This is a genomic window from Rhizobium sp. A22-96 (assembly GCF_053521805.1).
Map to the genome: position 1 here is coordinate 950,353 of NZ_JBNWDQ010000001.1, position 11,246 is coordinate 961,598.

Sequence of the window (11,246 nt, forward strand, 5' to 3'; positions counted from 1 at the left end):
GCGAGAATGCCCGCAGCTGATTGGCGACGCAAGTGCGCTACGGCACTCCTTGACCAGGGAAAGGCGGGAATTCCTTGGCGGGCGCGCTCGCTAACAGAAAGCCGCCAGATGCAACTTTTTGTAATTGACTTTTATAAAAGCAATTTTAAAGTGCATAACATTGCAGCACCACTTTTGAAAGAATGGCTCATGGACAGATATACCAAAACTGTTTTGACAATCATCGCCGTCGCACTCGCGGCAATCGCTATCCAAAACACAATTACACCGGCGCAAGCCGTCGGTGGCGGCTGCGGTACGGAGACCTACCGGCCCTGCTACGTAAAGCTGGTGAACTAGCGCAACCCATCGCTCGCTGCCCGTGGAATACCCCGGGCAGCTTTTATCCCGGCCGATTATCAATCAGCGCTTTTTCGCGCAGCCTGAATGGCCGCGCGGGCACCCGCGCGCAGTTGCGCTGTATCCGTGCCGGCGATCACCAGATCGAGGCCGAGCTTCAGATATTGCCCGGCGCGCTCGCCATCACCAGCGAAGGCGCAGATGACCTTGCCGTGGGCGCGGCAGCGTGCGAGCGCGGTGGCGAGTGCCTGATCAATCGCAGCGCTATCGGGCGCAAGCCGCGCGCCATTCGAAAGCGCGATGGAAAGATCGGACGGACCGACGAAGATGCCATCGATGCCGTCGACGGCAAGGATCTCGTCGATCGCATCCAGAGCCGTGCGGGTTTCGATCATCGCAATGGTAACGGTCAAGCTGTTGGCGCTTTGCAGATAATCTTCCGCCGGCAGGCCAAAATGATTGAGGGCGAGCGAAGGCCCCCAGCTGCGCTCGCCAAGCGGCGGATATTTCGTTGCCTTCACCAAGGCGCGGGCGTCGTCGGCAGAATTAATCATCGGCGCGATGATGCCCGAAGCGCCTGCGTCCAGGAGCCTCGACGCGGAGGCAAAATCGCCGACGGGGATGCGGGCAATGGCCGGCTTGCCGGTCAATCTGACATAGGCAATGCCGTTTGCAGCCGACGTCATGTCCCACATGCCATGCTGCATATCCAGCACGACGCTATCGAAATCTTCCTGGGCAAGGTGATTGACGAACATCGGGTCGGGCGTGCCAACCCAGCCGGAGATCATGCCGCCATTTTCGCGGCGCTTCAGGCGCCCGGCAAAGCCGTTAATGTCAGTCGTCATATTGAATTTCCTCACCTGATCGAGCGCAAGCTCTGTCTTTCGCGATCGCCATCAACGTTCAAATCATGGCCACCATTGCCATCGACAATACTCAATTCCCAGAGTCGGGCCACCCTAAAGTGACCATTCGGAGCACAGGCATCAAAAAAGCAGACGCTGCCACGATCGTCGTGACGACAATGCCAGCTTCATCTCGAATTTGGCAGATGAACATGACAAATATCCGGACATCTTCGCTACTTAGCGACCCGATCACACGCTGCGCAGATGAAAGGCCTCTGAAAAACGCAAGGCCACAAGGCTCAGCACTTCCATGACGATGAAAACCCCTTAAAACACTATCGACACCGCGCCCTGCGCGGATGGGCGCAAGGCAGATAGAGGACGTCGACGACATGCAGCAGCGAGATTTTTTCAAGCCCGGCCGTTCGGTCGCCATTTCGGACAAGGGCATGGCCGCAACCTCGCACCCCCTGGCAACGCTCGCCGCCGTCGACATCCTGCGCGCCGGTGGCAATGCCGTTGATGCCGCGGTTGCCGCAGTCGCGCTACAATCGGTCATCGATCCCCATATGACCGGCATTGGCGGCGACTGCTTTGCCCTTTACAGCGCCGGTGGCGGCATGCCTATTGCGCTCAACGGCTCCGGCCGCGCTCCGCAAAAGGCCAAACTCGATTATTTCCTCGAACAGGGCTTCACTGCGATCCCGGACGACAGCCCGCACGCCGTCACTATTCCCGGCGCGATAGACGCATGGTGCCACCTGATCGGCTCCTATGGCCGGCTCGGCATGGATCGCGTCCTGGCGCCGGCCATCGCCGCCGCCGAGGAGGGCTATTGCATCACGCCGCGCGTCGAACTCGACTGGCATCGCTATAGCGACCGCGTCGCCAAATATCCGGGGGCAGCCGCTTATTTTCTGCCGAATGGCCGCGCGCCCCGAACCGGCGAACGCATCACCAATCCCGCTCTTGCCGCGACGCTGAAAGCCATCGCCAAGGATGGTCGTGACGCCTTTTATCGCGGCCCGGTGGCCGAAGAGATCACGACGCTGCTCAAATCGCTGGGCGGTCTGCACGAGGAAAGCGACCTCGCCGACTTCAGGGCATTCGAGACCAAGCCGATCTCGGGCAAATTTCGCGGCCATGATCTCGTGGAATGCCCGCCAAACGGCCAGGGTCTAGCGGCTCTGCTGATCACCCGCATCCTCGACGGCTTCGATCTTCGCGACCCCAAGCTTTCCGAAGCCGACCGCATCCACCTGCATGCCGAAGCGACCAAGGCCGGCTATGCCATGCGTGACCAGCTGATCTGCGATCCGGACCATGTGACCTTCGACATCGACGCCCTGCTGTCGGATCGCTCGATCGAAGCCATGCGGGCAAAGATCAGCCTCGAGCGCGCCGTTGACACCAGTATCTGGGATGGTCCGGAGCATCGCGACACGGTCTATGTCTCGGTCGTCGATCGCGACGGCAATGCCATTTCGCTGATCAATTCAGTTTTCATGGCTTTCGGCAGCGGCATTTACGCACCGCGCTCGGGCGTGCTCCTGCAGAACCGCGGCGCCGGCTTCGTTGTCAAGCAGGGTCATCCCAACGCCATCGGCCCCGGCAAGCTTCCCTTCCATACGATCATCCCGGCCATGCTGATGGAGAACGGCAAGGTGCGCATGAGCTTCGGCGTCATGGGCGGGCAATATCAGGCAGCCGGCCATGCACATATGCTCACCCAGATCCTCGACCGCGATCTCGATCCGCAACAGGCAAGCGACCAGCCGCGAAGCTTCTCTTTCGGCGGCAAGCTGTCGCTCGAGCCGACGATATCGGAAGAAACGAAGCGAAATCTCGAACGCCGCGGCCATATCGTCGAATGGGCGGACGAGCCGATCGGCGGCGCGCAGGCGATCATGATCGACCACGAACGCGGCATCCTGCTCGGCGGTTCCGACCACCGCAAGGATGGGATCGCGCTGGGTTATTGAGAGCAGAGATTGACGGGATTTCACTAGGCGCCTACATTATGACCATACTAGTCATATAGGTGACCCGTGAGAGAAATTCAGTTGAAGGACGTGAAGGCAACACTTTCCGCCGTTGTCGATGATGCTCTCGATGGCAATGGCGCTGTCATCACTCGCCATGGACAGCGCGCAGCTGTCATCATTTCCTATGACGAATATCAAAAGCTGAAGCAGGTTCCGTCCTTTGGCTGGTTGCTCACCAACGCCCCATTGGAAGACGACGATCTGCCCGCACGCAAGCCGGGCCGATCGCTGCGCGACGCCGACATCTGATGTATCTCCTTGATACGAATATCATTTCGGCAACATCGCCGTTGCGGGCGCAAGATCTATTGTCACAGGCGGTTCGGGCTTGGATCGCGGCGCATGCCGATCAATTTTTTCTGTCCGCCGTCACCGTTGCTGAAATAGAAGCAGGCATCGCGAAGGCCCAACGCACAGGCGCCAGCAAGAAAGCCAGTCTGCTTGGTGAATGGCTCGAACTTACTCTTCATCTCTATGGTGAACGTATCCTGACGCTCGATACGGCGACCGCGCGCATTGCCGGCCGCCTATTCGATCAAGCAGTCGGGCGCGGTGGAGACCCTGGGTTCGAAGATGCAGCCATTGCCGCAGCGGCGCTGCGGCACGACTACACGGTTCTCACCCGGAACCTGAGGCACTTCCAGCTAATGGACGTCCGATCACTCGATCCGTTTGCCAATCCGCCGGAACTATAAGGCTCTCAGATAATCCCCCCGCTGCCACCAACCGAGGCCGGGCGTTCGCCGGCAACCTTCTGGCGATAGCCGCTTGCCCGATAGGTCGCGACCGGGTCGATGGCACCGCCGGCGCGGCGGCGGGCTTCGGCCAGGATCGGCTCGACATCGGCGCGATAGGCGCGCTTCAGCGTTTCGGATGCCATCAGCGCGTCATTGGCATCCTGATAGCCAGAGAGCGCCTTGCGGTCGACAATGAGAGCCTGTGCATAGGCGCGGCGGATCTCGTTGGCGCTGGAAATCAGGCTTTCGATCGGATCGGTGACATTGTGCGACTGGTCGATCATATGTGCCGGATTGAAATCGTTGACCCCGCGCCGTTCGGCGTCGACCAGCTCGTTGAAAACGAGGAACAGGCGGTAGGGCTCGATGGCGCCGGCGTCGAGATCATCGTCGCCATATTTGGAATCGTTGAAGTGGAAGCCGCCGAGCTTGCCGAACTGGATGAGGCGGGCGACGATCATTTCGATATTGGTGTTCGGCGCGTGATGGCCGAGATCGACCAGGCAGTGAGCCTTCGGGCCAAGCGTCTGCGCGATCAGGTAATTGGTGCCCCAATCCTGCACGATCGTGGAATAGAAGGCCGGCTCGTACATCTTGTGTTCGGAAAACAGCCGCCAATCGTCGGGCAACGCCTTGTAGATATCGGCCATGGCGGCAAGATAACGCTCGAACGCCTTGGTGAAATTGCTCTGGCCGGGGAAGTTCGAACCGTCGCCGATCCAGACTGTCAGCGCCTTCGAGCCGAGCGCCTTGCCGATCTCGATGCACTCAATGTTGTGCTCGACGGCTTGGGCGCGGGTTGCAGCGTCGACATGGCTGAGCGAACCGAACTTATAGGAATGTGCTTGGCCGGGCGCGTCGGAGAAAGTGTTGGAATTCATGGCATCGAAGCCGAGGCCGAGTGACTCACCCTTCGCCTTCAGCTCCTTCACGTCTGCCTTGTCCCACGGGATATGCAGCGAGACTTTCGGCGTCGCTCGCGTCAACTGCTGAATGACGGCGCAATCATCGAGCTTGTCGAAAATGCCGCGCGGCTCGCCGGTGCCGGGAAAGCGCGCAAAGCGCGTACCGCCGGTGCCGACCCCCCAGGATGGGACGGCGACGAAGAATTCGGAGACCTTCTTCGTCACGGCTTCGACGTCGACGCCACGGCGGGAAAGCGTGGCGCCAAGCGCCTCATAGTCGGATTTCAGCGCGGCGGCGCGCTTGTCGTTTTCGGCGGCGACCAGATCGGTCGCAATTCTAAACTCGGCCATTCTTTCCTCCCAAATACGTCATTCGAAATCTTATAGTGCGACCACCTGCAAGCCATGACTCGCCCTCGCCCTTCGAAGGCCCTGCGGGCCACCTCAGGGTGAGGGCTGACCTTCCCATCAGTTGGCGCAATCGCTACCCCACCCTCATGGTGAGGTGCGCTGCCGCAAAAGCGAAGCGATGGCGGCAAAGCCTCGAACCACGAGGGTGGCCCTGAGGCTGCCACTTCCCCATCCGTTACCGCGTAAAGCTTTGCGCGTTGCCGGCATCGACATTGATGATATTGCCCGTCGACTTGGCGGAGAGGTCCGAAGCCAGGAAATAGATCGCCTCGGCAATGTCCTCGGGGAACACATTCAGCTTCAGCATCGAGCGCTTGCGGTAATGCTCTTCCAGCTCGTCCACCTCGATCTTCGAGGAGGCGGCCCTCTGCTCGCGCCATTCGCCGTTCCAGATCTTCGATCCCCGCAGGACCGCATCCGGGTTGACCGTGTTGACGCGGATGCCCGCGTCCGCGCCTTCCAATGCCAGGCAACGTGCCAGGTGAATTTCGGCGGCCTTGGCCGTGCAATAGGCCGCTGCATTCGGAGACGAGGCAAGGCCATTTTTCGAGGCGACGAAGACGACGTTGCCGCCGAGGTTCTGGCGGCGGAACAGCCGGAAGGCTTCGCGCGAAACCAGGAAATAGCCGGTCGCGAGAATGTCGATATTGCGGTTCCACATCGAAAGCTCGGTGGTTTCGATCGGCGCCGACGAGGCGATGCCGGCGTTGGACACCAGAATATCGATGCCGCCGAATTCGACACAGGCCTCGGCGAAGGTGAAAATGACCGCGTCTTCCTTGGTGACGTCAAGCTTGACGCTGCGCACCGCATCGGCGCCGAATTTCTTGATGAAATCCTCGTGCGTGCCCTTGAGCGCCGTCTCGTCGATATCCGCCAGCACCACGCAGGCACCCTCGCCCACCAGGCGCGCCGCCGTGGCGCGGCCAATGCCGCCGGCGCCGCCAGTGACGAAGGCGACCTTGCCCGCCAGGCTCTTCGGCTTCGGCATGCGCTGCAGCTTTGCCTCTTCCAGCAGCCAATATTCGATATCAAAGGCCTCCTGCTCCGGCAGGCCCTGATATTCGGAAACGGTGGATGCGCCGCGCATGACGTTGATGGCGTTGACGTAGAATTCGCCGGCGATGCGGGCGGTCGCCTTGTCGCGGGCAAAGGACAGCAAGCCGACGCCCGGCACCAGGAAGATGACAGGATTCGGATCACGCATGGCGGGCGAATTGTCGTGTTTGCAGTCGTTGTAATAGCGGGCGTAGTCGGCGCGGTAATCTTCCAGCGCCTTGTCGAGGCCGGCGATGACAGCATCGACGTCGGGCTTGGCCGGATCGAAATCAACGATCAGCGGGCGGATCTTGGTGCGCAGGAAATGGTCCGGGCAGCTCGTGCCGAGCGCGCCGAGCGGGCGAAGATTGTTCGAATTGACAAATTCGAGCACGGCGGCCTGATCATCGAAGTCGCCAAGCTTACGTTCCGCCTTGCCGATGCGGCCGCGGATCTCGGGCATCAGCCGCGCTGCGATCGCACGGCGCTCCGCCTGTGGCAGGCTCTGAACGGCGGCACCACCGAAAATGGTCTTGCCTTCCGTCTTGGCGGCAAACCATTCAATCGCCTTGTTGATGATGGCAAGCGTCAGCTCGTAGCAGGCCTTGGCATCATTGTCCCAGGTGAACAGGCCATGGCTTTCGAGCACGACGCCCTTGGCATTCGGATGCGTCTTGACGAAGGCTTCGAGATCGAGGCCGAGCTGGAAGCCGGGGCGGCGCCAGGGCAGCCAGCCGATGTCGTCGCCGAAAATCTCCCGCGTCAGTTCGCGCGAATTCTTCGACGCAGCAATGGCGATGATGGCATCGGGGTGCATGTGGTCGACATGGGTGAACGGCACGAAACCATGCAACGGCGTATCGATGGAGGCAGCGCGGGCATTCAGATTGAAGGTGCAATGCGGCAGGAAGCCAACCATGCGGTCTTCGTCGGCGACGCCTTGGTAGATGCTCTTCAGGCTGTCGAGCTTGTCCTGATAGAGCGTGGCGAAGCCGTCGAGCTTGATGGTGCCGACATCGCCGCCGGAACCCTTGACCCACAAAATCCTGACCTTCCCTCCGGTCAGCGGATCGGTTTCCATGACCTTGGCCGACGTATTGCCGCCACCGTAGTTGGTGATACGCTTGTCGGCACCCAGCAGATTCGACCGGTAAAGCAGTTTGCCCGGCTCATCGAGGCCAGCAGCATATGCATCATCCCAACGGTTCTTCAGAAGCTGAACGTCAGCCGCCATGTCATCCTCCCTTGAAAATCAAGTCTTGCGGACGGATCGGATCATGAGTGGAACCGCCCTTTGTGAGCAGGGTATCGCTCACGTATACTCACCTTGTCAATCGAAAACGATCATATTTGACAATGTTGCGATGCAATATGAAAGTTTATGATCGTTTATGATTGACACCTTGTCATATTTACGAAATAACCGCCACCAAGGAGGAACCGATGCACGAACGTGAACGCCACCGCATTATTCTGAGCGCCGTACAGGAAAAGCCTGTCGTGACGATTCAGGATATTTCCGAGCTGACGGAGGCTTCGGAGGCGACGATACGCCGTGACATCGCAGCCCTGCACGTGCAGGGAAAGATCCGGCGCGTGCGCGGCGGGGCGGAATCGATCCATCCTCCGCAGCTTGGCAATCTCGTCGGCCGGCCCTTCCGCGTCTCAGAATCCGTAAATATCAACAAGAAACGCGCAATTGCGCGCAAGGCGGCGGAACTCTGCAGCCCCGGCGATGCCATCATCATCAATGGCGGCACGACGACGTTCCAGCTCGTCCATTACATCTCGGCCTTCCGGCTGCAGGTGATGACCAATTCCTTCGCGATCGCCGAGCATCTGGTCAAGCATTCGAAAAATACGGTGACGGTGCCGGGCGGCGCGATCTATCGCGAGCAGAGCCTCATCCTTTCGCCCTTCGACAACGATACGACCCGCAATTTTTATGCGCGCCGCATGTTCCTCGGCGCGCAGGGTGTCGGCCCGCTCGGCATCATGGAAGCGGATGGACTGCTGATCCAGAGCGAGCAGAAGCTGATGCGGCAGGCGGACGAACTCGTCCTGATGGTCGACTCCAGCAAGTTCCGTCAGCGCTCGAGCCTGATCCTTTGCCCGCTCGAACAGGTAACGACGATCATCACAGATGACGGCATTTCGGCAGACACGGTGCGGATGATCGAGGGAGCCGGCGTGTCGCTGATTATCGCAAATGTTTCGGCTGAGGCCGAGGAGGAAGATTCCCCGTCGGTCGCATAAGGGACGCGGCTCAGATGGGGTGAGCAGAGCCTATCAACTTGGGAGGAAGAGACATGAATATAGCAAAGAAATTGGCGATCGGCGTCGCGCTCGCCGCGACACTGATGGCCGGGACCGCCAGTGCCAAAGACATCAAGATTGGCCTCGTGGTAAAATCGTTGGGCAACGGCTTCTTCGAAGCCGCCAACAAGGGCGCGCAGGAAGCCGCCAAGGATCTCGGCGGCGTGCAGGTGATCTACACCGGCCCGACCTCGACGACGGCCGAAGGCCAGATCGAAGTGATCAACTCGCTGATCGCACAGGGTGTCGATGCCATTGCAATTTCCGCCAACGATCCCGATGCCGTCGTCCCCGCACTCAAGAAGGCGACCCAGCGCGGCATCAAGGTCATCTCCTGGGACTCCGGCGTCGCCAAGGCTGGCCGCATCCTGCAGCTGAACCCATCCTCCAATGAGCTGATCGGCAAGATGTGCCTGACGCTCGCCAAGGATCATCTCGATGGCGGCAAGGGCGATTTCGCCATCCTGTCGGCCACCACCACCTCGACCAACCAGAACATCTGGATCGGCGAGATGAAGAAGCAGCTGAAGGACTTCCCAGGCCTCAATCTGGTCACGACAGTCTATGGCGACGACCTTTCGGACAAGAGCTATCGCGAGGCACAGGGCCTCCTGACCTCACATCCGGAAGTCAAGGTCATCGTCGCTCCGACCACCGTCGGCGTGCTCGCCGCTTCGCAGGCCGTCAAGGATGCCGGCAAGATCGGCAAGGTCTACGTGACAGGCCTCGGACTGCCGTCTGAAATGGCCGGCGCCATCAAGTCCGGCGCGACGAAGGAATTCGCGATCTGGAACCCGATCGACCTCGGCTATTCCGCAACGCAGATCGCCTATCGCCTCGTCAAGGGTGAGACCGACGGCAAGCCGGGCAGCGAGATCAATGCCGGCCGCATGGGCAAGATCAAGGTCGACGCAAACGGCGAAGCCGCCATGGCCGACCCGTTCGTCTACAACGCCACGAATATCGATCAGTTCTCCAAGGTTTTCTGATCGAAAATCGTATCCACAGCTCTCCGGCGGCGTCAGCCGCCGGACCTGGTTTCATTGATCCGGTATATTGCTGATGTCCACTGTCCTTCAACGACCCGTCACGAACGCAGCAGCCGCAAGTGACACGGCCATTCTGGAAATGCGCGGCATTTCGCAGATCTTTCCCGGCGTCAAGGCGCTGGATGGCGTCAGCATTTCTCTCTACCCTGGCAAGGTCACCGCTCTCATCGGTGAAAATGGCGCCGGCAAATCGACGCTCGTCAAGATTCTCACAGGCATCTACCGCCCGAACGAAGGCGAGATCCTGATCGACGGCAAGCCGACGACCTTTGCCAATGCGCAGGCGGCCATCGATGCCGGCGTTACCGCCATCCACCAGGAGACCGTGCTCTTCGACGAGTTGACGGTCGCCGAAAACATCTTCCTTGGACACGCGCCGCGCACGTCCTGGCGCACTATCGACTGGAAGACGATGAACAGCCGCTCGAGGGAGTTGCTGGAATCGCTGGAAAGCGCCATCGACCCCTCGACCCGGCTGAAAGACCTTTCCATCGCGCAGCGCCATCTCGTCGCGATCGCCCGTGCGCTGTCGATCGATGCCCGCATCGTCATCATGGACGAGCCCACCGCCGCCCTCTCACGCAAGGAGATCGACGATCTCTTCCGCATCGTCGAGGGCTTGAAGGCCAAGGGCAAGGCTATCCTGTTCATCAGCCACAAGTTCGACGAGCTTTATGAGATCGCCGACAATTTCGCCGTCTTCCGTGACGGTCGCGCCGTCGGCCAGGGTAAGCTCAAGGAAACGCCGCAGGACGAGATCGTCCGCATGATGGTCGGGCGCGATGTCGGCAACGCATTTCCCAAGGTTGCCGTAGCACTCGGAGAAGCTGTTCTCGAAGTCGATAGATACTGTCATCGCACGGAGTTCCGCGATATCTCCTTCAAGCTCAGGCGCGGCGAGATTCTCGGTGTTTACGGCCTGATCGGGGCTGGGCGTTCGGAGCTTTGCCAATCACTCTTCGGCATCACCAGTCCGCTTTCCGGGCGCCTGACGCTCGACGGTCGTGAAATCCAGGTACGCTCGCCGCAGGACGCCATTCGCGCCGGCATAGTCTACGTGCCGGAAGAGCGCGGCCGTCATGGCCTAGCACTGCCGATGCCGATCTATCAGAACATGTCGCTGCCTTCACTCGGGCGCACCTCGCGCAAGGGTTTCCTGAAGGCGGCCAATGAATTCGCGCTGGCGCGCAAATATGCCGAAAGGCTCGATCTGCGCGCGGCCGCCCTTTCCGTACCGGTCGGCACGCTCTCGGGCGGCAACCAGCAGAAGGTGGTCATCGGCAAATGGCTGGCAACTCAGCCGAAGATCATCATCCTCGACGAGCCCACCAAGGGCATCGACATCGGCTCGAAAGCTGCCGTCCACGGCTTCATCAGCGAGCTGGCGGCGGAAGGCCTCAGCATCATCATGATCTCCTCAGAGCTGCCGGAGATCATCGGCATGGCGGACCGCGTGCTTGTGATGAAAGAGGGGCTTTCGGCCGGTCTGTTCGACCGTGAGGAACTGACACCGGAAACGCTGGTGCGTGCCGCCACAGGAAATGCATAGGGAGAG

The 11,246-nt window shown here is 60.2% G+C and carries 10 protein-coding genes; 7 read left to right on the forward strand and 3 right to left on the reverse strand.

The window, feature by feature from the left end; all coding sequences use genetic code 11:
- Positions 1-6 precede the first annotated feature (6 nt).
- Positions 7-339: a hypothetical protein gene (locus ACQZ6F_RS04265; protein WP_449096323.1), complete on the forward strand. Its 333-nt coding sequence runs from the start codon at positions 7-9 to the stop codon at positions 337-339.
- Between the two features lie 59 nt (positions 340-398).
- Here ACQZ6F_RS04265 and ACQZ6F_RS04270 read toward each other — a convergent pair whose 3' ends face one another.
- Positions 399-1,187: an HpcH/HpaI aldolase family protein gene (locus tag ACQZ6F_RS04270; RefSeq protein ID WP_068393877.1), complete on the reverse strand. Its 789-nt coding sequence runs from the start codon at positions 1,185-1,187 to the stop codon at positions 399-401.
- A gap of 395 nt (positions 1,188-1,582) precedes the next feature.
- On the opposite strand from ACQZ6F_RS04270, the gene ggt reads away from it, so the two are divergent.
- The 3 genes from ggt to ACQZ6F_RS04285 all read left to right on the forward strand — a co-directional run bounded on the left by ggt (position 1,583) and on the right by ACQZ6F_RS04285 (position 3,930).
- Positions 1,583-3,172, forward strand: a complete 1,590-nt coding sequence (ggt, locus tag ACQZ6F_RS04275) for a gamma-glutamyltransferase (protein WP_449092782.1) — start codon at positions 1,583-1,585, stop codon at positions 3,170-3,172.
- 81 nt (positions 3,173-3,253) lie between these two features.
- Positions 3,254-3,484, forward strand: a complete 231-nt coding sequence (locus tag ACQZ6F_RS04280; protein WP_449096324.1) for a type II toxin-antitoxin system Phd/YefM family antitoxin — start codon at positions 3,254-3,256, stop codon at positions 3,482-3,484.
- Positions 3,484-3,930: a PIN domain-containing protein gene (locus tag ACQZ6F_RS04285; RefSeq protein WP_449092783.1), complete on the forward strand. Its 447-nt coding sequence runs from the start codon at positions 3,484-3,486 to the stop codon at positions 3,928-3,930. The genes ACQZ6F_RS04280 and ACQZ6F_RS04285 overlap by 1 nt, the downstream gene beginning before the upstream one ends.
- Before the next feature lie 5 nt (positions 3,931-3,935).
- On the opposite strand, the gene rhaI is transcribed toward ACQZ6F_RS04285, so the two are convergent.
- Complete coding sequence (gene rhaI, locus ACQZ6F_RS04290) at positions 3,936-5,228, reverse strand: L-rhamnose catabolism isomerase (protein WP_449092784.1); 1,293 nt, start codon at positions 5,226-5,228, stop codon at positions 3,936-3,938.
- A 235-nt stretch (positions 5,229-5,463) separates the two neighbouring features.
- Positions 5,464-7,560, reverse strand: coding sequence for a bifunctional rhamnulose-1-phosphate aldolase/short-chain dehydrogenase (locus ACQZ6F_RS04295; RefSeq protein WP_449092785.1), 2,097 nt, complete (start codon positions 7,558-7,560; stop codon positions 5,464-5,466).
- A gap of 209 nt (positions 7,561-7,769) precedes the next feature.
- Here ACQZ6F_RS04295 and ACQZ6F_RS04300 point away from each other — a divergent pair, with 209 nt between their 5' ends.
- From ACQZ6F_RS04300 to ACQZ6F_RS04310, 3 genes are all read left to right on the forward strand, one after another.
- Positions 7,770-8,582, forward strand: a complete 813-nt coding sequence (locus ACQZ6F_RS04300; protein WP_077467715.1) for a DeoR/GlpR family DNA-binding transcription regulator — start codon at positions 7,770-7,772, stop codon at positions 8,580-8,582.
- Positions 8,583-8,635: 53 nt separating this feature from the next.
- Positions 8,636-9,631 (forward strand): rhamnose ABC transporter substrate-binding protein, encoded by a 996-nt coding sequence (gene rhaS / locus ACQZ6F_RS04305; protein WP_449092786.1) that lies wholly within the window; start codon positions 8,636-8,638, stop codon positions 9,629-9,631.
- 73 nt (positions 9,632-9,704) lie between these two features.
- Positions 9,705-11,240 carry a sugar ABC transporter ATP-binding protein gene (locus tag ACQZ6F_RS04310; protein ID WP_449092787.1) on the forward strand — a complete coding sequence of 512 codons (1,536 nt, stop codon included), beginning with the start codon at positions 9,705-9,707 and terminating at the stop codon, positions 11,238-11,240.
- Positions 11,241-11,246 lie beyond the last annotated feature (6 nt).

Bases quoted from the DNA above. Each gene is read 5' to 3' on its own strand.
- rhaS (WP_449092786.1), top strand. From the start codon at position 8,636: ATGAATATAGCAAAGAAATTGGCGATCGGCGTCGCGCTCGCCGCGACA.
- ACQZ6F_RS04295 (WP_449092785.1), bottom strand. From the start codon at position 7,560: ATGGCGGCTGACGTTCAGCTTCTGAAGAACCGTTGGGATGATGCATAT.
- ACQZ6F_RS04265 (WP_449096323.1), top strand. From the start codon at position 7: ATGCCCGCAGCTGATTGGCGACGCAAGTGCGCTACGGCACTCCTTGAC.
- ggt (WP_449092782.1), top strand. From the start codon at position 1,583: ATGCAGCAGCGAGATTTTTTCAAGCCCGGCCGTTCGGTCGCCATTTCG.
- ACQZ6F_RS04300 (WP_077467715.1), top strand. From the start codon at position 7,770: ATGCACGAACGTGAACGCCACCGCATTATTCTGAGCGCCGTACAGGAA.
- ACQZ6F_RS04270 (WP_068393877.1), bottom strand. From the start codon at position 1,187: ATGACGACTGACATTAACGGCTTTGCCGGGCGCCTGAAGCGCCGCGAA.
- ACQZ6F_RS04310 (WP_449092787.1), top strand. From the start codon at position 9,705: ATGTCCACTGTCCTTCAACGACCCGTCACGAACGCAGCAGCCGCAAGT.
- rhaI (WP_449092784.1), bottom strand. From the start codon at position 5,228: ATGGCCGAGTTTAGAATTGCGACCGATCTGGTCGCCGCCGAAAACGAC.
- ACQZ6F_RS04285 (WP_449092783.1), top strand. From the start codon at position 3,484: ATGTATCTCCTTGATACGAATATCATTTCGGCAACATCGCCGTTGCGG.